Origin of the sequence: Paraburkholderia phenazinium (assembly GCF_900142845.1) — a bacterium.
GTDB lineage: Bacteria > Pseudomonadota > Gammaproteobacteria > Burkholderiales > Burkholderiaceae > Paraburkholderia > Paraburkholderia phenazinium_A.
In genome coordinates, this window is sequence record NZ_FSRU01000001.1 from 3,579,686 (window position 1) to 3,603,998 (window position 24,313).

Genomic DNA, 24,313 nt, shown 5'->3' on the forward strand with positions numbered 1-24,313 from the left:
GATTGCTCACGCCCGCTTCTGCGCGAAGAGGTCCACTAGATGTTCGATTGAAAAGAGAATGGTGCAGGCGCTGGCCAGGAATGGAATCGCGTAACGAACGGCTTCCGGCAAACCCAGGATGGGGATCTGGTCGTCGATCGTGGTGGCCGCCATATTGGCCGCGCCGAAGCAGACCGCAACCGAGAAAGCGATCACGCACAGTTGCTGAAACACCGCCATCGCAACCTGGCCTTTGGGCGGCAGTTTCTTGACCAGCGAATCGAGGCCGATATGACCGCCGTCGCGCACCTTCAGCGCAGCGCCGAAGAACGCGATCACCAGCACCATCAGCAGGCCGACCGGTTCGACATAGTCGGGGGCGTCGTTGAAGATGTAGCGCATCACCACGCTGTACATCACCAGCACCACCAGCACAGCGAGGCAAATCGACGCCACCACTGTCGCCACGCGGGCAAGAACCCTGAGCGGGCATTTCACGAAGTTCATCTATCTCTTCCTCGTACAAAACAGCGCAGCCGTGACTCCCCACACGAACCTGCCGGTACACCGGGTTGGGCTCGCTGCCGAGTCCAACATAAACGACGAACGCCGGAAACCTTGAGATTGCTCCGCAAGGATTTCCGGCTGGACTAGCGATGGGGATGGCTTACTGGATCGCCTGGATCTCGGTGACGATCTGCTTCATTTCAGGGGTCTTTTCATACTTCGCCCAGACCGGTTGCATGGCCTTCACGAACGCCGCGCGATCGATCTGCGAAGCGGGCGTGATCGTCACGCCTGCCTTGGTCACCGTCTGGACGCCCTCGGCTTCCTTCGCGGTCCACAATTTCACGTAGTACGGCACCGAGTCGGCCGCAGCCTTGCGGATGGCCGTCTGTTCCTGCGGCGTCAGCGTGTCCCATACCTTCTTGGAGAACACCAGCACTTCCGGCGTCATCGAATGTTCGGTTTCGGAGAATTGCGTCGCCACTTCGTAATGCTTGGTTTCGACGTACGACGGCATGTTGTTCTCGGCCGCGTCGACCAGACCGGTCTTCAGCCCCGTATAGACTTCCGCGAACGGCATCGGCGTGGGTGTGCCGCCCATGGCCTTGATTTCGTCAACCATCAGGTCGGACGGTTGCACGCGCACCTTGAGGCCCTTCATGTCGGCCGGCGAGTGAATCGCTTTCTTGGCGTAGATCGAACGCGCGCCGCTCTCGTAGAACGTCAGCGCAATCATGCCCTTCGCTGCGAAAGCGTCGAGAATCTTCTGGCCTTCCGGACCGTACATGACCTTGCGGAACTGGTTGACGTCGCGGAACAGGAACGGCAGCGACGGAATCATCGACTCGGGAACGATGTCGTTGAAGGCCGCGGCGTTGGCGCGCACCATGTCGATCGCACCGATACGCACCTGGTCGATCGTGTCGTTTTCCGAACCGAGCGCGCTGTTGCTGAAGACCTTCACGGTATCCGCGCCGTTGGTCTCCTTGGACAGTTCGTCGCCCATATACTTGAGCGCCAGGACGGTCGGGAAGGTGTCGCTATGGACGTCGGCCACACGGAAGGTGTGGGCTTGCGCGGCGCCTGCGCTCAAGGCGAGAACCGAGGCGGCAACCAGCATCGAGATACCGGACAGGGCGAAATTTTTTTTCATCTGTGATCTCCTCAAAATTGTTTCATCAAGTGCGCAATCGGTGCGGCCAGCCCTCCCCGATTTACAACTTAGCACAAGCCGCCATGTTGTAAGACAAGATGTGATTGTATAAATATCTCACCCGCTTGCGGCCTAGGACATACCCGTAGGCGGGATAGGTCGTAGAGATACAAGAAGATGGGGTTTTGCAGCTTCCCGGCGAGGCTGGCCGGGGCTGCGGGACGGTTAGCCGGCGTCCGATATTTGCTTGATAAGATGGGGGTTGGGCCGCGATGATGTCTTACACATCGGCGTCTGGGCCGGCGGTTGCCGAGGAAACGTAAACACGTGTCACTGTTACGTGACAGGACAGCCTTCCTGGGCGAAATGCTCAACGGACCCGCTTTCGTGATCGCGAGACGGCGAGCGCCCGGTGTCGGCCAGTTGCGGTCATTTGCTAATCTTGCTAACCGGTCACGCGAGTGGCCGATTCACTCTGAAACCCACCAAACGCTCTGTTAGCTCGAGCAGCGTCCACGATGTCAATGTGGTCCGCCTACCGACTAGCGACAGCCGCCTGCTACTGCTAGTTCGCCATTAAATGACTGAAGCGGGGAATTGCGCGCAGCGCTGTCTGGTGACCTGCCCATCGATCATTTGACCGATACCCTGCCGGCGCCGTCCCTGCGATCCTTGCGTTCATACCGTCGCGCCCCCCCCGACTGGATGGTGCTCTGGCATTACAGCGGGGAAATCCGGCTGGACCGGCGAAGACGGTAAACCTGAGGCAATACATGACGACTACCGCAACGCGGACAGGGTGGACGCGGGTCATGGTCTGGCGCCAGCACGGCGGTAATGTGCCGGTTCGGTTCCACGTCCTCGTCCAACGCAAAGGCAAGCGAGGCGTGATGAAGTGTGGCCGATCCCCGGTTCACGATGCGCTCAAAACTGCGTGGTAGCCTGAAAACCCAGCGTCACACGCGAGGTCGGGAACCCCGCCGGCTTATAGACCGGCGTACCGGCGAACAGGTCGTACGAAAACCCGCCGATGCGAATCGGAGCGCTGCCGCGTATACCTATCACGGCACCGGCCAGTTGCGTACCTGCAAGCGACGCTGTCTCAGGACCGAATACATGGCCGTAGTCGATGCCCCCATAAATCGACTGCCCGCTCTGGCCGATGGGTAACTGCAGCTCGTTACGCCAGTAGAAGCCGCGCTCAGCCGCGAGCATCGTTTCGCCGTCGAAACCACGCACCGTATAGCGACTACCTATCGTCAGGTCGTCGATGTAGTTCAGCGTGTCGTTGGTGAACTGGCCATGAATCGTCGTCACATAACGCAGGTTCTGCTTCGCAATTGAAAACGGCACCGACAGGTTGGCGTCGAGCACGGCCATGTGAAAGCGGTACGTCGGCCCACCGTCGGACGTATCCGGCATTGCACCGAGCCAGCCGATACCCTGACGGTACGCGAGCGTGCCGTCGAACTGCGCAGCCCCGAAATAGTGACGGTCGGTCAGGCCGGCTTCGACGAACGTGTTATCGCGGTACTGCTGCGGAATCTCCGTGTCTTCGATGAAGCTCGCACCCCAGCGTTTGGTCAACTGGAGCTCCACGCCGAGAACGTCGTCCTGACTACGTCGGATCACACGTTCCAGCTTGATACCGGTCGTCTGCGCGTTGCCACTCGAGACGAAAGTCGTGTTCACGCCGGCGATCTGCTGATAGTAAGTGTTGGTATAGCCGAACAGCGTGCCGGTCCAGTAGCCCCACGGAACCGAATACGAACCGTTCCAACCGTGCGAGCCCAGATGTTTGTCGCCGAACTCGAGGTCCTGGTTCGCGCCGACATTGAAGATGTCGTTCAGGCCCAGCGGGTTGTCGATACCGAAGCGCACGTTCCCCTGGAGCTTGCCCGTCGCGCGGGTACCTGAGTTGTCGACCGAGGCGACGAAGGACCAGGGTTTCGTTCGCTTTACTGTGATCACGACATCGCTTTCGCCGGGGATATCGGTCGGCGCGATTTGCATGTCGACGTCCTGGCTGCTCACACGCTTCATCTGCTCGAGACCTTGTTCGAGATCGCGCAGGTTAAGCAGATCTCGATCACGCGCGGGGAACGCGGGCTTCCACGTGCCGCGGATTTTCGGGTCCGCGAATCGCAACTGCCTTATTACACCTGGCACGAGCGAAAGTTTCAGCACACCGGATGACAGGTCCTGCTCGGGCAGCAGAACGCGCGTCGTGATGTAGCCACGGCTGAGGATTGCCTGCGACAAGCCTTTGACGATCACGTCGAGTCCCTGTTTTCCTACGCACTGGCCCGCATAATGGTCGAGCCATTCACGCGCGAAGGCGAAGTGGTCCTGCGGCAAAGCGGACGCGCCTTGTGCCCGAACCGCAACGGGCAATGTTGCGGGTACGTCTAGCACAAACGAGTGGATCGGAAAGCACGGGGTCTCGACCGGCAAGGAAACGAACCCGGCGACAGGAACTGAAACTGAACGCACCGCCGGTGCATTCACTGTCTGCTGGCGTTCGCGCGCTTCCTGCTGCTGACGGGCAAGCTGATCCTGCACGCCTCCGGGACCAGGAGGAGTCTGTGCGACCGCCAGAGAAGCCGACGTAACGGCCATGAACGTCGACAACACCTTCGATGCCTGCTGCCTATGTTTTGAATGCGTGCCTAGATTTCTTATCTTCTTAGAGTGCATCTTTTTGTATAGGATGGCGAAATAGATTCTAAATCACAGCTTCGGCTCAACGTGGCCTCTGATCCACACCCACTGTGCGCCATCCCAATGCCAGTAGCCTCCGACCCACGCGGAATTAGGCAGCATCGGCGACATCTCTGGGATGGGTGGCGGCTTGGGTGGTGCACCAGGAGGTGCACTTTGACAAGCTGTCAGCAGCGCAAGCGCTATCAGGGCAAAAAAAATTCGCGTCATTTAAGGATAAGGCCCCAGATCAACGTCACAACTCCAAGTAAAGACTGCGCGATCAGTCTATTTTCCCATTGTGAAGTGCCCGGAAGTATTGGCAGCCCTATCTTCCTTTTGTACGGAAGACTGAGTAGGCGAATGTGAAAAGCATCAATGACACGCTGCATATTGGACCAACGCGCATGCAGCCGCTTCCAGAAGATGCTCCTTGTCGGCAACCCCGTTGGCTGGATTCTTTATTGCCTGCCTTTCGCTCTGGTCAAGCTACCTGTTGTAGACGTCTATCGTCGTGGTTTGAACCACGGCCCAAAATTTCCCGGGTCATCGCTCAGCATTCCAGCCTTACGCAGCGGCTTCGGCAAATACTTCACAAACACGGCCAGAAGAACGATAAAGAACGGAAGTCCAATAGCAAACACAGAGACACCATCGCTCAAACCGATTAATCTCCGGCAAATACCAATCACGACAACTGTATAGCACCCCGCGCTAAAAAAGGATGCCAAGCAAACCACGAATCCGATCTGAAGCGTCGCATAGAGCCGTTTCCAGTTCATCTTTGATCACCAGCATTCCGAATGTCGTTGATGACAGTTGCTCCCTTCGTGCCCACCCCATATAGCAGGATGGCTTGTGTCGTGCCATAAGGTGCAGTCTGACCAGTGAATGGAATCAACGTATTGTTGTTGATTCGCGGTACTGTTACATCAAACATTGAACCAGAACGGTTCAAGCCGTCTGCCGTGCCCATCTTAAGTGACACCGGAGCCCCCAAAGCTAAAATTGCGGCCGCGAGATTTAAGCCGTCGTATGCTACATTGCCCCAGCCACCGGGTAGAGCTTCATTGAATCCATATCGTAAGGGGTTCGTACCGGGTGAGTTGATACCGTTGTACAGGTTATATAACCCGTCAGCACCTTCCGTCATATCGCTTAGCCCAAAGGCAACCATTGCACCACCAGCAGTACACCCCAACCCATTCGTACAAAGTGCCGCGCCAGTCTTGACCGTCAGGCCACCCGTTACGATCTTGGCCACATCCTTCGCCACGCCGAGCGGATCGCTCTGAAGCGCATCACCAATTTTCTGCACCGGAGTGTACACAAACAGCCCCGCTTCCTGTTGACGGTTAACCCAGTCAATCTCCGGCCCAAGCTGCGACACTTCAAGCTGGTTTACATAGTTCGCGTTGTACGCATCGCTGCCCACCGGATACTCCGCCCAGCACTTCACCGCGTAGCATGCCGCTTCCGTCAGCTTTTTCTGCTCAGCCGAATCTCCAATTCGCGTTGTTGGCAATCGCGTTCTTTTCACTCTGGTCAAGCTGCTGGTTGTAAAGGTACCTACGATCTATTTTTCTCGCGAAAAATGGTTATAGTTGCAATGGCGCAAAATACCGCGGCAAGTACCAAGCCATTTACGACAATTGATTTGGCATCCATCCAAGTCCATTGATACTTCCCGCCACGCGCCCAAACAACAATAAAAATTGCCCAAATTTTTACCGCAGCCATCCCAATGATCGATAGGATAATTAACTTAAGATAAATCGAAATCAGATGAGACATGCTCTATTTTCCCATTTGGCTTTTTGCGTCATTGATGGCTTTGGTGCCCATCTCCGCCCCCGCAGCACCTGCTGCACCTGCGCCAATGACGGGTATATTATTCGGAATAAACCAGTTGGTCGCCGGAAGCAAATTCTGAGCCGTCAGGCCTATACCATAACCGACGATCGCTGCACCAGCGTTTACTAAAGACCCAGTAGCGATGCCATCGCTTTTTCCTGAAATTTTATTGTTTGTATAGGTATCCGCTGCTCCTGTTCCAGCATTGACAGCGATATTCCATAGAAGTCCACCGGCGGTACCTACCCCACCAGCAAGAGCAGCATAGCCTACGTCAACAGGATTGATAGTGCCACTCTGGATATACTGCGATGAAGCATTCACTGCGCCAGTGATCACACCAATTCCGACAGGTGAAGCCCATGCCCCTGAGCCCAATACACCGCCCGAGCTCAAGATCGGCGCACCCGGTATCGCAGCCAATGCGGGGAGTATAGCGGGCGCTGCCAACGCCCCCGCAATTGCCAAACCAATCGCCGGATGCGCCGTTGAGCCAGGCAACGCCAGCTGTTCAGGTGTCGGTGTGCCGTCCGGATTCCGACCCAACTGGGGATTTGCCATTTCAGCGGGTGTAGCTGAGAACAGGCTTCCGGTATTCGCCGTAAGATACTGTGCCGCTACGGCGTTGTAGCCTAGCCCACTCGCGGCAGCATTATCCACCCGGATATATCCGTTCGCGAGCAGCATGTTCTGCGCGTCTGTCGACGAAATCGTCTGGCCCGTAACGCTCGCGTAATATGCCGCAAAGTCATTGGCGTGCTGCATCGCCCAAGTACGTTCGTCCGGATGCAACTGCCGGTTGTAGACTTCATTGTTCGCCGCCGAGCCCGCTCCAGCTATTACCCCTTGCGAACCGCCACCCGCGAGTGCGCCGCCCAATGCGCCACCGGCCGTCGACACAATGTCATTGAGCGCGTTGCGTGCCGCGTCCTGCGCATCGGCCGGCAACTGGCTCACCGCCTGGTTGATAATCGGAGCGGCCAGCGTCTGCAACGCATCGCCAGCAAGCGAGCCCCCCACTGCGCCAGCAATGTTGCCACCAGAGATCGCCGCACCAATCGCCGCGACCGCCGCGTGCAGCGCATCGCGCCCGGCGCCACCTTCAGCGAAGAGCGGATTATTGGCCTCAAGCTGGTCAGCAATCTGTCCGACCGCATAGGTCGCCGTTTTCCCAAACGCCTGCGACAACGCCAGATTATTCTGCACGTTCTGCAGGTTGAACGTGTTCTGCACGGTCTGGTTTGCATTCGTCGTATCGCGCGAGAGACCCGCCGTGCTGTCCGTCCCGTTTGCCTGATCGGACCTCACCGTGATTGTGCCTGGGCTGACGGCCGCATAGGTCGTACCGCTGGAGTTAGCCCCCGTCTGCGTCATCTGCGGTCCACCCATCAGGCTCTGACTGCTTCCTGTAGGACTACTCGACAGTGCAATCCCTTCGGTCGATCCGGAGTACGACATCGTATTCTGGATGTTCGAATACCCGAAAGTACCGGTGGATAGCGTGTTGTCCTGAGCCAGAGCCGTACTGGCGATCTCCGCGCCGTTGAGCTGCGTGTTGTTGCCAACGCTGACGTGGAAACCACCATCGCCTGCAACCAGCCCGGTCTGCTGATTCACCGAAGCATAATTGCTATTGATGTTCGTCTTCGAGACGGAAAGGTCGCCCGAGAAGCCGCCGGCCCCAAATGTGTAGCTCAGGCCACCGCTCACGCTGTGCTGGCTGTTGGCATATGTGGAGGTGTCCTGCTCGCTGGTCATCGTCAGATTGCGACCGACATCGACGTTCACGGTCGTGCCCGAAGCCTGCGCCCCATCCAGCGTCGCATCCCGACCGGAATGCATGGACAGCATATTGCCCGCGCTGAGCGTGGTGTTGTCCTGCGTGACGCTGGAGCCGTTGCCGTGACCGCCCGCCTCGCTTACGCTGGCCGACACGCTGATGCCCGCACCCCCCTTACTGCTTACACCGATTCCTACGCCCGCACTGAACCCGCTCGAACTGTTGCTGCTCGTATCCTGCTCGGTGCTGTGCGCGCTTTGCAGCGTAATATCGTTGTTCGCTGAGAGCGCGACGTTCTTGCCCATCACGGTCGCGCCGGTCATCGCGATATCGCCTGTGCCGGCCTGGGTGTTGCCATTTGCATCCGGGACGCCGGTCGCCGTGATGGACACATTCCCGTTGCCGATGATCGAGGAGCCGCGCGCGGTCGTGGCCGACGTGCTGGACGAACTGTTGCTCTGGCTGGATCCCACGCTGATCTGCAACTGCACGCCTGAGGCGCTCGCGATACCGCTACCGTTGGCCAGCGCGCTCGCGGCATTCGCGATCTGCCCTTTGTTCTGGTACGCCGCCTCTGCCGCTGCGAGTCCCTGTACGGCCGCGAGTCGCGAGTCGCCGGACTGCACGCCCGAGTTGACATCGCTCGCCATCATCTGCGCTGTCTGCAGCACGCCGCCGCCTAGTCCGACGGACAGGCCGGCCTGCTTCTCCTGCTGCGTCTGCTTGTCCTGGTAGGTATCGTACGCAGCGTTGACCGTCACATTCTGTGCCGTGATACCCACGTCCTGTCCCGCAACGATCTCGCTGCCAGTGAGTGTCGCATCCTTGCCCGCGCTGATCGTTACGTTGCCCGACGACGATCCGACTACGCTGGCATTGTTCGTCACCGCGCTGGACTGATCCGTCTGCGACAGCGAGCGGCTGCCGATCGTCACCGACAGGCCCCCGTTCGACAGCAATCCCGATTCGTGCTTGTCGTAGCTGCTTGCCGAACTGGTGCGATCCTGGGAAGTCGTGATGTCGACGTTGCCCAGTGCCGCGAGGTTGACGTCATTGGTGCCGACAACGTTGCTGCCCTGGACCGTCAGATCCTTCCCCGCGTGCACGTTCACGGAGTCCCCAGATAGCGTGCTCGCGACACCCACATTCGATTGGGTGTTCTGCGACGTATCCGTCGTCGAACCACTCACAAAGCTGCCGCGCTTCGATTGAACCGCCGTCGCACTGTCATGCTCTTCACGCCCTTCGTTGATCGTGACGTTACCATTGCCCGCGATTGTCAGCGCGCCCGCACCGTTGGCGACCTGGGATCTGTCGATTCCAGCGGTCACCGTTGAACCGGTGAGGGTCACATTCCCAGCGCCGTCCGCCCGGCTGTTGCCGCCCGCAACCGCGTTGACCGCGGCAAGCGTTGCATTGCCACCGGCCGATAAGTTGAACCCCACAACCTGCTGGCCGTAGGTGTGGTCAACTTCCTGCCGCGTTTTATCGTCGGTCGCAACGTTGTCGTACTGCGACGTGTTCGTAACCGTCGCCGCCGTCAGGTTGCCTCCGGCGATCACAGACAGACCGGTGCCCGCCGTGACCTGTGCGCCCTTGAACGTGGAGTCGTTGCCGCTTTGCATCGCCAGGCTACCAACCGCCGAGATCGCGCTGGTCTCATTGGTTGTACCGGTCGCTTCCCAGTGGTGATTCGCGTTCTTGTCGACCGACTGGTCCGTGGTGGACTGCACTGTGTCGACCGTGATGTCATGACCCGCGGTGATCTGCGCATTACCGCCTGCGGCAATGTTTGCGCCATCGACGCTCAGGTCGTGCCCCGCGCTCACCATCAGATCACCGGTGGACGCAATTGAGCCCTGCTGGCCTACAAGACCCGTATTGACCTTGCTGTCGCCCGATACCGCGGAGACGCCTACCGTATCGACGAGCGTCGTATTGACGATATCGTTGCCCGCCAGCACGGCCACGCGGTTGCCCGTAATCTGACCGGACGCATTGACGACATCATGGGTTGCCGATACGACTGTCGTCCCATTGGTCGAACTGCTACCGATCGTGCCTGCCCGGTTAAGAATATCCGTTGCGGCAACAACCGTTTGCGTGCCGCCCTTGATCACCCCGCTGTTGACGACGCTGCCGGTCGCGTGGATTTCGACGTCGTCGGCGGCAATCAGGGCACCGGTCGGCTGCAGGTCGTTCGCATGTGTCTGGGCCAGATACACAACCGGCGCCAGCACCTGTTGGGTGCTCCCGTCAGGCAAGGTCACTGTCTGGTTCACAAGCCACACCATGTCGCTCGTAAGCGAATCCATCTGCGCGGCGGTTAGCGCTACGCCGGGCTCCAGATTGAACTGCTGCGCGGCATTGACCCCGGCCGTCATCAGCGCCTTGTACTCGTCCTCGTTGTCGTTGTAGCCTTGCAGATACACGCGCCCCGTGAGTTGCGTAATCTGGTTCTGCACCTGACCTTCTTCATAGAGCCCGTCACCCAGCCGCTTTTCTGTCGTCTGCGGATTGAACCCCAGTGCCTGCAACATGTAGTTGCTCGAAATAAAGCTCGTATAGCTCGTGAGCATTGGATTCGTGGCAACCAGATACTCCTGCCCCGGCGCGGTCTGGAGTGCGTACAGACCACTCGTCGGCAGCCTGATGTTTAGCGAACCGTTATGCCCTGCGACCGATTGCGGCGCATTGACTGCCGCCTGCTGGCCGGTGGCGGCATTGATCACCTGCGAGGAGCCGGGTGAGACGCCCGCAAGAGCCGCATTCGTTCCGAGCGTTCCGCCGGTTGCGCCGGTTGCCGAGTTCGCAGCAGCGACATTGGTATTGTTCAGGTTTGTCGCGTTAATCTGCACCGAGTTGTTCGCGATGATCGTGCCGCCCGTGCCGCCAATGGCCACCGGTGCCAGCACGACCGGAGCTTCGGCCACCGTGCCCACGTCGCGAGTGATGTCCTCGTTCCACGCGTAGGTCGAAACGATGTTCTGCGTCTGATACTGATACAGGGTCTGCCCGGTGTTGCTGACGGTTGTGCCACCGTAACTGCCGCTACCAATGGAGCCACCCTGTTGCGTACTGCCTATCTGGATCGAGTTGCCGGCCGCGATCGCGCTATAGCCGTTATTGATCGTCCCGACGTTCGCCAGCGTCATGTTGCCACCTGCCAGCAGTTGCGCCTCCTGCGCCGGCGAACCGGTGACCTTGTCCTGCTCGGTTATGGTCTCGGTGTCCCGTGCGATCTCGACGCGCTGGTACCCATGGTGCGCGTCGTTTCGCGTCGGATATTCAGTAGACGGCAGATAGTTGATGCTCGGGTTGTAATCGTCCCAGTAGTTCACGGTGATGGTGCCATCGCCGTTGTTCGTGATGGAGTTGTAGTAAATAGTCTGTTGCTGGCCACCGACATTCACAACAAGCACGTCATTGGTCGCGTTCGGACCGGATGTCTGGGACACGACCTGTGAGGTCGAGTAGGTCGAATTGATCGGTGATTTGTAGCCGAAGTCCCATACCGCCTGTGAGCAGGACGAGTGGCTATCGGCATTCGTCGTCGCGCACGCCACGTACTTGTCACGCTTGGTCTGGTGAACGGTATCGTCGCTGGTCTCCGTCTTCTCGATCGTCGGCGCCGGCCGCGTATTGCTCAACGTCCCGGCGGCAATCTCCATGTTGCCCTGCGCCTGGATCGTCGACTGGTCGTTGGTCACGACGCCGGTCCGATTGGCGAGCACGCCGTTTCCGTCACGGTTCGCATTGGCCGCGATGGCGAGGTTGCCGAGGCTCTGGATGTTGGCGCCACCGGTGTTCGACAGTTCGTTCGCGGCGTACAGGTTCAGTTGTGTGGCCGCCGCGATGGCTGCCGCCGAACCCGTATTATCGATCGAGCCGGCACTCAACGTCACGTTGTTGCCGACGACCGTCCCGGTATTGGTGAGCAAACTGCTTTGCGTCGTGACCGTTGCGCCTGCGAGTGTGCCTTCGTTGGTTAGCGCACCGGATGTGTTGACTGTGGTGCTGGCGGAATTCAGTACCGCCCCCGCCTGGTTGTCAACGCTGGCCGCGTTCACGGTCAGCCCATTGACCGCGCTCAATGTCCCCTGGTTCGTGAAGTTCCCGGTGGTGGAGAACGTCAGGTTGTTGTTCGCCTGGATCGTGTTGGCCGCGTCGTCGGTGTAGCTGCCGTTGACCGCCAACTCGCCATTGTTGCCCGCGATGATCCTGCCATCGCCCGAAAGCCGGCTCGTCGTGACGTTCAGGTTCTGGTCGCTGCCGATCGCGCCGCCCTGGTTCGAAAGCGTGCCCGCGTTGATTGCGATGCTGCCGCCGCTACCCGTGTCGTTACCGATCTTGCCAGCGGTATTGTCGAGCGACGCGACGTCAAGCGTGATCGCACCGTCGCCGTGAATCGAACCGCTCTGGTTGGTGAGCGTCGCGCCCGATCCGTTGAGCGTGAGATCGTTCAAGCCTGACAGGGTGCCGCCATTGTTGTTCACGGCCTGCGCGACGTTCAGCGTCAGGTCGTGGGCCGCGACAATCTGCGCACCCTGCCCGTTCGAGAGCGTCTGTCCAGTGAGCGTCACGTCACCATTGCCGCCGATCGTACCCGCTCCGGTCACACCGCCCGGATTAGCGTTGGTGATCGACCCTGCGTTGATCGTCGTCGCCCCGGTTCCCGTATCCGCGATCCGTCCGTTTGTATTGTCCAGAGAGCCGCCGGACACACTGAGGGTCGTCGTCGAGCCGTTCGACTCGATTTCGCCTCCGGTATTGGTGATCGTTCCAGTTGCTATTGCGGCGACGGCGCCGTTGCCTTTTATCAGACCCGCCGCGTTCGTGAGCGTGCTACCCGACTGCACGATAGTCGCGCCGCCGGCAAGGACGCTTCCGCCCGAATTGTTCACACTGCCGCCGGAGACGGACACAGCGCCGTTGCCTGCGATCACCCCACCTTGCGTATTGGTGAGCGCACCACTTGCGGTGACGTCCGTCGATTGCGTACCGGCATTGCTGATCGAGCCGCCGTCGTTGGCAAACGTCTGCGCCGACGCGCTCAGCGTGCCGTTCGCCTCAAGCGTGCCGCCCGCATTGTTCAGCCCCCCCGCATCGGTCACGGCAACATTTTGTGCGCCAATGTAGCCGCCTGCGCTGTTGTCGAGCGATGCGACTGAGAAAATGACCTCGCTCTGTCCGGTGAGTTTGCCGCCCTCATTCGAAACGGCACCGGCGTTCACATCGAGCGCGCCGTTGGTAGCGAGCGTGCCGCCGTTGTTCGACAGTGTTCCCGTGCTAATCGACAGGGTGCCCGTACCCGAATCCGTCATCGTGCCGTGATCGTTGATCAGTGTGCCCGGCGTGAGCGTCAGACCTGCGCTGTTGGTCTGCAGCGACCCGTTCGAATTGTCGAGCGTGCCCGAGACATTGATCGCCGTCGTACCCGTCCCAGTCTGCGAAATCCTGCCGCCGCTATTCGTGAGGTTCGTGACGGAAACGGTTAGCTGGTTTGCGCTGATCGTGCCCGCGTTATTATTGAGTGTGGCCGCTGTGACTTCCGTCTGCAGTCCTGCTGAAATCGTGCCACCCGCGTCAATGAGTGTGCCCTGGGCCGTTGCATCGATGCGGCCTCCTGCACTCGCCGTTGCACCGGCGAGGTCCAGATCACCCGCGTTAGCGACGAGAGTCAGGTTGCCTGTCGCCGAGGTCTGGCTACCGGCAAGGTTCGCCGAGGCGCCCTGGAGGGTAGCGTTGCCTCCGGCCGCGTTTTGGCCGGTCGCCGCAAGCGAACCGGTCGCGACGACCGTCAGGTCGCCCGCTGTCGCAATCGACCCGTCGTTATTGATGCCCGCCGCGAGCGTGCCGGTCGAGTTCACGCTTCCTGCGTTGACGCTCGTGTTCTGTTGCGCGGCCAGTGTGCCGCTGTTCGTGAGATCCGCGGCAGTGTTCACCGACACGCCCTGCTGCGCGTAGGTCGTGCCGCTGTTCGCAACGCCGCCTGCTGCCGACAGGGCTACGTTGCCGCTGGCACTGGCGTGGCCGGAAAGCACAAGCCGCCCCTGCGTGGTCAATGTGAGATCGCCCGCCTGCGCAGCAATAACCCCCGCGTTCGAGACACCCACTCCATACTCATTGGAGGCCAGAAAAATACGATTGGCATACATACCACCTAACTGGCTCACATCGATCGAGACCGCTGGAGGCGGGCCGTTGCCAGCGATGGGTGTCGCGGCAAGCGTGTCGTGGTCGACGTGGTTCGCGCCTGCGACAATGTTCAGCGTGTTGCCATAGATGGCGGCGTTCGCCTGGACAGCACGGGCAATGAGGTCAACCTGATCGACGTTCGAGGCGTTCAGGCCGGCGCCCTGAACCGTAATCTGGCCGCCGGTCACATCGAAACCCGTGAGGTTACCGTTCGCGCCGAACGTTGGCGTGCCGGTCGTGAGGATCGCTCTGGACGTGTTGATAAAACCGCCCCCACCGACGATCAACCCGGAGGAATTGGCGATCACGACCTCTGCGCGCCGGCCCGCGACCTCGACGTAACCTCGTAGTTGCGAGGGATTGTTACTGTTGACCTGATTGACAATGATCGATGCCGACTGGCCCGGCTGGAAATTCGGGTTGCCGTTGACATAGCCAGCCTGCTGAGTCTGGACAATCGTGGGAGAGTTGTTCAGGATCGCGCCGGGCTTCTGGACGTCGAACTGGCCGTACGTATTTAGCGATACGCCAGCCCCGGACGGGCGGTTTATGTTGACCTGCGGCAAGCCGCTCTGCGTCTGGATCACCGATGGCGCGTGCGCTCCGTCCGGCACGATCTGCGCGTGCCCTGCCGTAACCGTACCAGCGAACGTCAGCGCGCCGAGCGCGGCGTGACGCAGCGCAAACTGTGCAACGATTCCGCGACCACCCCGAATCGCGCGCCTGGGCGACGTTTCCCCGTTCACCTTCTTGCCATTCCCGGTCGCCGTTTCTTCGACGGCGACCAGCATGCCCCGCAAACGGCTGAATACCAGCCTGTAGGTCTGTTTGTTCATTTTTATTACTTTGTGTTACAAACGCAAACCTTGCGCAATATACACGAAGCAATGGCTAAAAATGCAAAAAAATGTCACGCGACGCAATCTACAGCGAATTATGTTTCAGCTTGCGTACGGGGCGGATCTCATGAACGACGACTGGAAAACTTGGGAACTGCCAGCCTTACCCACCATTAATGCCTGAGATCGTCGATCACGCGCCCAATCGTCCTGATAACCTGCCCCGAGGCGATCAGGCGCGAGCATTCGAATTGCCGCTCGGTGCCGGCATGGCGCGGGCACCACAGGTAGTCCGTGTTATCGAACTCGACACTCGTGTCGTTCCAGCAGCTATTGCACGCGTGAAAATTGATGACCCGGTACGGCGTATCGAACTCGTTCTGCGGATGCGTGAAGCCGCTGATCATGACGACCGGCTTGCCAATGGCCCAGGCGAGCCATGAGAGACCGCTTGAGAGCCCGACGAAGAACTCCGCATGCAGCAGCAGGCTTGCGCGCTCCTGGAGCGGCAAGTCTCCCGTGAAGTCCTCGGCGCCATAGGGAATGTGATTCCACTGCAGGCCCTGGCCGGTGAGCGGCTCGCGATCAATGCACAACACGCGGTAGCCCTGCGCCTTCAGGTAGCGGACCGTCTCGTACCAGCCGGTCGGATTGTTCCAGTGCTTGCACTGCGACGACGCCTGCGCCGCGATGCAGACATAGGGCTCGGCGATGCGCCTGCGCGTGTCGCGAATGCCGATCCGCGGACGGCACTCCGCCGCCGGCAGGCCAAGCAGCCAGGGAATGGTGCGTTGCAGGCCGCTCAACCGATAGTCCGTGGGCTGATGCGTGCGGTCGCTGCTCGGGAAGAAGATGCCGAGAAAATAGCTGGCGTAAAAGCCGTATTCAGCGGCGTCCTCGTCCTCGGGATGAACATAGTGCAGGCACGGGTAGGCGTCTTCGAACAGCGACCAGAGCCCCTCGCCCATCGACACATACATCTCGCACTGATGCCGCTTGCGAAACTCGTCGACGTAGGGAAACCAGGCAATCACGTCGCCGATCGTCGAGACCGGCAGACGCGCATACACCTTCCTGCCGTGCAGATCCTGATCGTGCTCGAACACCATGACGCCATCGCGCAGCACCTCGATGCGGAAGTTGACGTAATAGCGCTTCGTACTGCAGACCGTGGCGTTGGCGACCTCCTCGTCGTACAGCACCACGTCCGCGTCGCGATCCAGCAGACGCACACGCCACCCCGCCCCGGAGACCTTCACGCGGCAGCCGTAGTTGAAGTCGTAGCGAATCCCTTGCGGCCCCTCGAAGAGCGGCTCGCCCAGGTCGACGAACGGCGCCTGACCGGCCCTGCCGGCCTGGACGCCGGCGGACCGGGCCGGTTCAGCCCCGTTGAGTGAAGAAGCGGCGCTCATCCGTATCTCGCGTTCGTCATGGGAAGCTCTGACCTGGGAAGGCCACGAAGGCCTTGCTGCAATCCACGGTGGGCGGCGCCGTGATTGTCGTATTGCGGGCCACCGTCACGTTGTTCGTGGTCGAGTTCGCCAGCGCGACGTTGACGTTGCCGCCGAGCGTGATGTTGGCGTCACTGGACGTGACCGACAGCGGCGCCACGTCCGCCACCACGTTATTCAACGTGATGCCCAGCGGATTCACCACCGCCGGACTCGGGACCGCCACGCTGCCGGTCGGCCAGCCCTGCAGGTTCGGACTCGCCGAATTGAAGCCCTGGAAGGTCCAGGACGCCGCGGTGAGCTCATGCAAGCCGTTGACGTTGATGTTCTGATAGCTCGGATACAACCCTGCATTCCCGGTGGCCGTGTAGTACGGCGTGATGATGACGGCCGCCTGCGGCGTCGGATCGAGCGCGTTCGGACTCGGATTGCCCTGCATGCAGATGTTCGAGTAGTTGGCGTTCGAGACGAGACCGCCTTCGCTCCAGTTGGTCTTGATGCGCACGCCGTTGTCCGTGTAGTTCATGGACAGGTCATAGACGTTCACATTCGATACGCTTGGATAGACGAGTTGTCCCTGCACGGTAAGCGGCGTGGTGTTCGCTACCACAGCCGGGTCCGCCGTGGCGAGATTGGCAGGGTTGCCGTCCAGCCCCGAGGTCTGGCTGCCGATCGACATGCCGTGCCCATAAAAGAAGTGATTGTGGGCAACGGTGATGTTGTAGACGCGGCCGTCGGCGATATTCGATTCGCCTTTGATAGCCATATTGTCATCGCTATCGCTGATGTACGAATAAGCCACGAGGATGTTGCTGATGTCGCCGGTGAAGCTGCCGGCCGAGCCGGTATAGCCGCCCGGCAGTGCAGGCGATGCGGGCGTAGCCGACGTCGTCGGGCTCTTGCTGCCCGGATCGATGCCGTCGGTGTTCTTGATCGAGGCATAGCTGTACGGCGCGCCCCAATAGTTGTTCATTGCCTGATAGACCGCCGTCGGCGTGAAAATCTTCACGTTCCACGCGGTGAAGCCGTTGATGCCGGTGGGCGTGACGTGGAATTTCGGCGCGTTCTGCAGCGTCAGGTTGAACAGCGTGAAGTTGTAGCCGTACAGCGGCTCGATCAGGCGCGGATTGTTTTCGTCCTCACCCGCGATCGCCTCATTGCCCTCCCAGCCCAGATCCCACCAGCTCATGTTGGTGCCGTCCGGACGCGTGATCAAGGGCGGCGCACCCGCTGCCGTGAGGTTCGCCGCCGTCGTGTACAACGGCTGGCCGCCCTGGCCGTCAATGGTCCCCGGCCCCATGATGGCGTTGTTGCTCGTGTAGATCTTCGACGTCCCGCTGTAGACCACGTTGCTGATCAGCGGCTTGCAACCGTCGTCGTTCGGATAGATCTGGCCGCAATAATAAGTACCGTTGCCGGCGATGGCGCTGGTTGCCGCACCCGTGGACGCAGCGTCCGGTGTGCCAGGCAGATTGGCGGTGGACGCACCCGTGGTACCGGATTCGTATTGCGTCGGATCGCGCGATGCAAACAGCGTCACGCCGTTGTCGATCACCAGCGTCACGCCGCCGGGCATCGACAGCGGTCCGGTCAGAAACGCGTTGTTGGCGCCGCCCGCGCTCAGCTCGACTACGCCGTTGCTGCTCAGCGTGTTGGTGCTCGTGTATGCATTGGCCGCGTTCGCGCAGGCATACAGCGCCGCCTGGATGCGCGCCGTATCCGGTGCGGTGGAACCGGCCGTCGCCTCCGTGGTGGTCGGCAACAGGCCGTTGGCCTGCGTCGCGTAGCTGGCGGTCAGCCGGCATGCCGCGTTGGACGGCGGCAGGCTCGGCATGACCGGCGCGGCCGGCAGGTTCGGATCGGACGTCGTGGTGCCGACCTGGTAGGCAGCGGTGGTCGCCGCCGCCGTACTCGCCGGGTTACTGCTCCCCGTCGTGCTTGCCGGTGTCGTATACGCCGCCCCTGAGTTGCCGCTGGCGCCCGAGGATCCACCTCCACCGCAACCGGCCAGCAGCACGGCCAAAAGGCCTGCGGCGCAAACTCTGTTAGAAATCCTGATCACTTTCGTCTCCTTCAATTGTGTCTGTTCTGTTCTCGCGGCAAGCCGGCCATGCCGGCTCCGGCTTGCCCGCGCGGCGCTGACTTACCACTTCCATTGCGCCCCTAGCTCTCCACCGTAGTCATGCGTGTGGGTGCCGTATTCGACACCCAGCTTCGCGAACACCTTGGTGCGCGAGCCCACTTGCCAGTCGGCGCCGAGATCCAGCTTCGCCGCGTCGCGATCCGACGGCGTGCCGAACACTTGCCAGGTCTCTCCCGGCGAAGCGGCAAACGCAGCCGTGAGCGATTGATCCGCGCCGGTGAGGCGGTGCTCCCACGACACGCCGGCCTGCAGATCGAAGGCATGGCCAAACAGCCAGACACCCTGTTTCAGGAAGCGCGCGCCGAGGATGCTGGAGAGCGCGTTGGTGTTGGCCGATCCATAGGTCAGCGCCGTCACGCCGCCGCCCTCCGTTGCACTCTGCTGCGCGTAGTGGCCGGCTGTCAGCGCGACATAGGGCTGCACGGTACCGACGGTGTAGGCGAGGTTCATGCCCGCTTCGCCGTACAGCGCCATGCTTGTAGTGTTGAAGGTTGACGTGTCCTGGTTCGACACAGCGCCGACGCTCACCTCGCGCGAGAGCCGGTTGTTCCAGTACCCCAGCCCGGCGATACCCGTCGCGTACAGCAGGCTGCCGGCCGGTGTCCAGGAGCCGTACAGTTCCGCTTGCACGCCGTCGGTGCGGGCGCTGGAGCCGTCATTGGAGAAGTCCACGATGTCGTTGTTGAGCATCAGCGCGGCGCCTGCCCGCACGGTCTGCGTCAGCGTCTGGTCGTAGCCCAGCGTGATGGCGGCGGAATGGTCGTCGTAGGGGTTGCTCCCCACGGTGCCGTTACCGTCAATCGAAGCCTGCTGATAATCGGCGCTGACCCATAGGCCGTGCTGGGTCGTGGCGTCGGTACCTGCCAGACGTTGTGCGACCGTGTCCTGCGCCTCTCCGGTGCGCGCCTCGGCAATCTGCCTGAACGGCACGGCGTCGGCGCCGGACAACTGGCCCAGCGCGCGATAGGCTTGCGCCGTGGTCGTCACGAGCAACGCTTTCGTGACCGCGCTGCCGCCCTTGCCGTAGATCGTGCTCAGTGCGGCCGCCACGTTGTTCTGATTGGTCGCGTCGCCTGGCAGGGCGAAGCTGAACGCGCCGCTGGCGTTGCCGGTCGTGCCCGTCGTGGTGGTTGTAGAGGTACCCGTTGCGCCCGGCGCATCCAGCGTGACAGTGACGGCCCCGCTCGAATAGCTGACGCTCGGTGTCAGGTAGGCGAAGTTGGAGGTCACCGTGCCGAACGCGCCCGTCTGCAGACCGGTATAGGTCAGCACCGTGTATGCGGTCCCAATCGAATAGCTGCCGCTGAGCGAAGTCAGCGTGAGGACCGCCCCCGAGCCGATCGTCAGGTTGCCCGTCACAACTGCGCCGGCGCTCGCGCCGCCCGCGTTCACCGTCACGTTGTAGGTGGAGCCGCTCTCGAGACTCAGCGTGCCGCTCACATGCAGCCCCGCGCCGAGCGTGCTCTGCACTAGCGTGCTGCCGCTCGTCATGGTCAGACCGGGCGTGACCGTCCCCGTGCCGCTGACGATCGCGCCGGCGCCCACCGTGACGTTGCTGAGCGTGCCGTCGACGATCACCGTACCCGACGATACCGTGGTGAACGACGCGGAGCCGCCGGCGAGAATGTCCTGCACACCGCCGTTATTCACCGTGGTGCTGGTTGCCGTACCGCCGGAGTCGACCTGCTGCGTGCCGCCCGCCACGAGCGTGTTTTGTGCCGTGCCGCCGGCCGCGACCTCCTGCACGCCGCCGCTGTTCACGGTGGCGCTATACGCATAGCCTTCGACGACACCGTCGATGTACTGATAGCCGCCGCTGTTCACCACCGCGTCGTTGGAGACGCCGCCGGCCAGCACCAGTTGCGAGCCGCCGCTGCCCACTGTCGTCTGGTTCGCCGTGCCGCCCGAGACGATGCTCTGGCTGCCGCCGCTGTTGACCGTCGCCGCGGTCGCCACGCCGCCGGACGACACCACCTGGGTGCCGCCGCTATTGACCACGCCCCCGCTTGCGGTGCCGCCGTTCGTCACGGTTTGCGTGCCGCTCGCGTTGATGGTCGTCGCGCTTGCCACGCCGCCCGACGACACGTTCTGGTTGCCGCCGCTGTTGACCACACTGCCGGCGGCTGTGCCGCCGCTCGCGACCGTTTGCGTCCCGCTGGCATCGACCGTGGTGCCGCTTGCAACACCGCCAGCCGACACCGTCTGGCTGCCGCCGCTGCTCACCACGCTGCCCATGGCGAGGCCACCGTTCGCGACGGTTTGCGTGCCGCCGCTGCTGACCACCGAACTGGTGACGGTCGCGGACTGCACGTTCTGAATACCGCCGACCTCAATGGTGGTCCCGCTGACGATCCCGCCTGCGCTGACGTTCTGCGTGCCGCCGCTGGCCACCAGCGTATCGAGCGCGGTACCGCCGCTTGCTACGGACTGCATGCCGCCGCCGTCGACGGTCGCGCTGATCGCCGCACCGCCCGACAGGATGTTCTGCGTCCCACTGTTGCTGATCGTCGTGTCCCGCGCCACGCCGCCAGACGACACCACTTCAACGCCACCGCTGCTGACCACCGCACTGATGGACAGCCCGCCGTTCGACACGCTCTGCGTGCCGCCGTTGTTGACGGTGGTGCTGATCGCCGTGCCGCCCGAGAGGATGTTCTGCGTGGCGCTATTGATCACGGTGGCGCTGGCCACGCCGCCCGACAAGGTTTGCACGCCGCCACCGCTGACGCTTGCGCTGACCGCAAGGCCACCGGACATCACGGTCTGCGCACCGCTGGCATTGACCGTCGTGCTGGTCGCCACGCCGCCCGCCGACACGACTTCGCTGCCGCCGCTATTCACCAGCGTGCGCAGCGACGAACCGCCGGACAGCACCGAGAGGCTGCCGCCGTCTTCCACCACCACCGCGGAAGCGAGGTTGTTCGCAATCGAGAACGCGTTCGTCGAGCCGGACGACGATACATAGGATCCCGACAGAATGTCCGAGGTGTTGGCAATCAGCGCCGCACCGGCGCTCTGCACCACGTTCGTGGCGCTGCCGCCTGCCTGCACGCTCAGCATGCCGCCGCTGTTGACGAGCGTCCCACCGGCCACACCGCCGGACGACACCACCTGGGTGCCGCCGCTGTTCACGACGGTGCCGCTGACGTTGCTGCCGCTCGACACGTCCTGCACGGCCCCACCCGATTGCGGCAGGATCACCGGCGGCAACAAGGTGTTCTCGGTGCCGTCGAGGATGACGTCGTTGACCGTCGCGCCCGACGTCACGTTTTGCGTCCCGCCGGCATTCACGATGCCGCTGGTGACGGTGCCGCCGCTCGCCACGTTTTGCGTGCCGCCGCTGTTCACCGCCGTGCCGATCGCCGTGCCGCCATCCGCGACGTTTTGCATGCCACCGCTGTTGATGGCGCCGCCCACGGCCGAGCCGCCCGAGCTCACGTTCTGCGTCCCGCCGTTGTTCACCACGGTGCCGCTCGCCACCGCACCATTAGCGACGCTTTGCGTGCCGCCGCTGTTGACGTTCGGACTGACCGTGAGGCCGCCCGAGAGAATGTCCTGCGTGCCGCTGCTGTTGATGGTCGTACCGCTGGCCACGCCGCCCGACGACACCGCTTCGCTGCCGCCGCTGTTGACCACCGTGTTGAGCGATGTACCGCCGTCAAGCACGGCCAGGCTGCCGCCGTTCTCGACCACCACGCTGGAGGCCGTGTTATTCGCAATCGAGTAGGTACTGGACGATGCGCCCGACACATAAGTGCCGGCGAGCGTAGCGGACGTGTTGACCTCCAGCGCCGCGCCGGCGCTCTGCACGACGCCGGTCGCGCTGCCGCCCGTCTGCACATTCAGCGCGCCGCCGCTATTGAGCACGGTGCCGCTTGCCGCGCCGCCCGACGACACCACCTGGCTGCCGCCGCTGTTGACCGCGGTGTCGAGCGCCGAGCCGCCCATCTCCACGCTTTGCGTGCCGCCGTTGTTGACGGTCGCATTGATGGTCGCACCATCGGACAAAACATCCTGCGCACCATGACTGTTGATGGTGGTGCCGCTCGCCATCCCGCCCGACGACACCACTTCGCTGCCGCCGCTGTTGACCACCGTGTTGAGCGAGATACCGCCGTCGAGCACGGCCAGGTTGCCGCCGTCTTCGACGATCAGGTTCGAGGCCGTATTGTTCGCAATCGAGAACGCGCTGCTCGATCCCGACGAGACGTAGGTACCCGATAGCGTATCCGCCGTGTTCACGTCGAGCGCGGCGCCGGCGCTCTGCACGACGCCCGTGGCGCTGCCGCCCGCCTGCACGCTCAGTTCGCCGCCGCTCGTCACCACCGTGTTGCTGGCCACCCCGCCTGACAGCACATCCTGCGTGCCACTGCCGTTGACCGTGGTGCTGTTTGCCACACCACCGGACGACAGCACCTCGCTGCCGCCCGTGTTCACCGAGGTATCGGATGCCGTCCCGCCAGCCGCCACCGTTTGTGTACCGCCGCTGTCGACCGAGGCGCTGATGGCCGAGCCGCTCAAGCTCACGCTTTGCGTGCCCCCGCTGATGCTCGTGCCGATGGCGCTGCCGCCCGACGACACCACTTCCATGCCGCCGCTGTTGACCACCGTCGCGAACGACGTACCGGCTGAGGCGACGCTGGTCTCGTCCCAGACGGTCTGCGTCCCGCCGTTGTTGACGATCGTGCCGCTTGCCACACCCCATTGCAGCGACACGCTGCCACCGCTGTTGACCGTCGTGCCGCTGATGTACGCGCCCGAGACCACCTGCAGGCTGCCGCCGCTGATCACGGTCGTATCGAACGCGGAACCTGCGCTGCCCGACGTCGCCGACACGTTCAACTGGCCGAGCATCGTCGTCCCGCTGGAGGTCGTGCCGCCGCCGACTGTCGTGCCGCTGGCCACGCCCGACAAAGCCACCCCCAAGGTGCCGCCGCTCAACACGGTGCCGATCGCCGTGCCGCCGCTTGCCACTTTCTCGCTGCCGCCGGCAAATACCGTGGTTGCATAGCTGGTGCCCGCGCCCGACATGACCAGCGAGCCGCCCGACATCACCTCCGTGGCCGACGCCACGCCGCCCGACGACAAGACTTCCTGGCCACCCGACTGCACCGTCGTATTGCTGGTCACGCCGCCGCCGGAGGTACTGCCGACCACGATCTTGCCGCCCAGGAAAACACCGGCGGAGACGGCCGTGCCGCCCGAACTCACATAGAGCGAGCCACCGGAACTCACCACGGTGTCATACGCCACGCCGCCGCTCGATACCGCCTGCTTGCCGCCCGACACCACCGTGTTGCTGGCGACGCCGCCGGCGGAAACCGTCTGGTTAGCGGACGTCGCGAGAAGCGTGGCGCCGTACGCCACACCACCGGACGATACAAACTGGGTGCCGCCCGACGAGACCACCGAACTGCTAGCCACGCCGCCCGACGAGACGATCTGCGTGCCCCCGGACGAAACGAACGAACCGATGGCAAGGCCGCCGCCATCGACGATCTGGTTGTCGCCCGCGGTCACCGTCACCCCTGTCGAGGTCACGCCCGACGTCACCGAGGTCTGCGCGTGCGCCGGCATGACGATCGTCTGCAACGCCGCGACGCCTATCAGCAGCCGCACCAGCCGCGACAAGTCGAGCCGTTTCCTGCCGAAATGTCGGACTCCATATTTTCTGCGCCAACTCAAGCTTTTCATTGCCTCTGTCCCCTG

General features: G+C 62.1%; 11 protein-coding genes. All 11 read right to left on the bottom strand.

Features of this window, described 5'->3' with window-relative positions:
- Window positions 1-6 precede the first annotated feature (6 nt).
- On the bottom strand, window positions 7-486 hold the full coding sequence (locus tag BUS12_RS15750) for a TRAP transporter small permease (protein ID WP_074296457.1): 480 nt from the start codon (window positions 484-486) through the stop codon (window positions 7-9).
- A gap of 160 nt (window positions 487-646) precedes the next feature.
- Window positions 647-1,639: a TRAP transporter substrate-binding protein gene (locus BUS12_RS15755; protein ID WP_074296458.1), complete on the bottom strand. Its 993-nt coding sequence runs from the start codon at window positions 1,637-1,639 to the stop codon at window positions 647-649.
- A 924-nt stretch (window positions 1,640-2,563) separates the two neighbouring features.
- Window positions 2,564-4,258, bottom strand: coding sequence for a ShlB/FhaC/HecB family hemolysin secretion/activation protein (locus BUS12_RS15760; protein ID WP_074297559.1), 1,695 nt, complete (start codon window positions 4,256-4,258; stop codon window positions 2,564-2,566).
- A gap of 111 nt (window positions 4,259-4,369) precedes the next feature.
- Window positions 4,370-4,570 (bottom strand): CDI system lipoprotein BcpO, encoded by a 201-nt coding sequence (gene bcpO, locus BUS12_RS15765; RefSeq protein ID WP_074296459.1) that lies wholly within the window; start codon window positions 4,568-4,570, stop codon window positions 4,370-4,372.
- A 275-nt stretch (window positions 4,571-4,845) separates the two neighbouring features.
- On the bottom strand, window positions 4,846-5,121 hold the full coding sequence (locus tag BUS12_RS38220) for a hypothetical protein (RefSeq protein ID WP_143788329.1): 276 nt from the start codon (window positions 5,119-5,121) through the stop codon (window positions 4,846-4,848).
- Window positions 5,118-5,879 carry a hypothetical protein gene (locus tag BUS12_RS15770; protein WP_143788330.1) on the bottom strand — a complete coding sequence of 254 codons (762 nt, stop codon included), beginning with the start codon at window positions 5,877-5,879 and terminating at the stop codon, window positions 5,118-5,120. Before BUS12_RS15770 ends, BUS12_RS38220 begins: the two co-directional genes overlap by 4 nt.
- 29 nt (window positions 5,880-5,908) lie before the next feature.
- The gene (locus BUS12_RS38225; protein WP_143788331.1) at window positions 5,909-6,133 is read right to left on the bottom strand and encodes a hypothetical protein; all 225 of its coding nucleotides are present in this window, start codon (window positions 6,131-6,133) and stop codon (window positions 5,909-5,911) included.
- A gap of 3 nt (window positions 6,134-6,136) precedes the next feature.
- Entirely contained in the window at window positions 6,137-15,007 is an 8,871-nt protein-coding gene (locus tag BUS12_RS15775; protein ID WP_074296461.1) for a hemagglutinin repeat-containing protein, read from the bottom strand.
- Between the two features lie 176 nt (window positions 15,008-15,183).
- Window positions 15,184-16,422 carry an autotransporter strand-loop-strand O-heptosyltransferase gene (locus tag BUS12_RS15780; protein WP_083640410.1) on the bottom strand — a complete coding sequence of 413 codons (1,239 nt, stop codon included), beginning with the start codon at window positions 16,420-16,422 and terminating at the stop codon, window positions 15,184-15,186.
- Window positions 16,423-16,438: 16 nt separating this feature from the next.
- Window positions 16,439-18,523, bottom strand: a complete 2,085-nt coding sequence (locus tag BUS12_RS15785) for a glycosyl hydrolase family 28 protein (RefSeq protein ID WP_143788332.1) — start codon at window positions 18,521-18,523, stop codon at window positions 16,439-16,441.
- A gap of 81 nt (window positions 18,524-18,604) precedes the next feature.
- Window positions 18,605-24,298 carry an AIDA repeat-containing protein gene (locus tag BUS12_RS15790; RefSeq protein WP_083640411.1) on the bottom strand — a complete coding sequence of 1,898 codons (5,694 nt, stop codon included), beginning with the start codon at window positions 24,296-24,298 and terminating at the stop codon, window positions 18,605-18,607.
- Between the last annotated feature and the right edge of the window lie 15 nt (window positions 24,299-24,313).

Excerpts from the sequence above, each read along its gene's own strand:
- BUS12_RS15750 (WP_074296457.1), bottom strand. The coding sequence starts at position 486 with ATGAACTTCGTGAAATGCCCGCTCAGGGTTCTTGCCCGCGTGGCGACA.
- BUS12_RS15755 (WP_074296458.1), bottom strand. The coding sequence starts at position 1,639 with ATGAAAAAAAATTTCGCCCTGTCCGGTATCTCGATGCTGGTTGCCGCC.
- BUS12_RS15760 (WP_074297559.1), bottom strand. The coding sequence starts at position 4,258 with ATGGCCGTTACGTCGGCTTCTCTGGCGGTCGCACAGACTCCTCCTGGT.
- bcpO (WP_074296459.1), bottom strand. The coding sequence starts at position 4,570 with ATGACGCGAATTTTTTTTGCCCTGATAGCGCTTGCGCTGCTGACAGCT.
- BUS12_RS38220 (WP_143788329.1), bottom strand. The coding sequence starts at position 5,121 with ATGAACTGGAAACGGCTCTATGCGACGCTTCAGATCGGATTCGTGGTT.
- BUS12_RS38225 (WP_143788331.1), bottom strand. The coding sequence starts at position 6,133 with ATGTCTCATCTGATTTCGATTTATCTTAAGTTAATTATCCTATCGATC.
- BUS12_RS15775 (WP_074296461.1), bottom strand. The coding sequence starts at position 15,007 with ATGAACAAACAGACCTACAGGCTGGTATTCAGCCGTTTGCGGGGCATG.
- BUS12_RS15780 (WP_083640410.1), bottom strand. The coding sequence starts at position 16,422 with ATGAGCGCCGCTTCTTCACTCAACGGGGCTGAACCGGCCCGGTCCGCC.
- BUS12_RS15790 (WP_083640411.1), bottom strand. The coding sequence starts at position 24,298 with ATGAAAAGCTTGAGTTGGCGCAGAAAATATGGAGTCCGACATTTCGGC.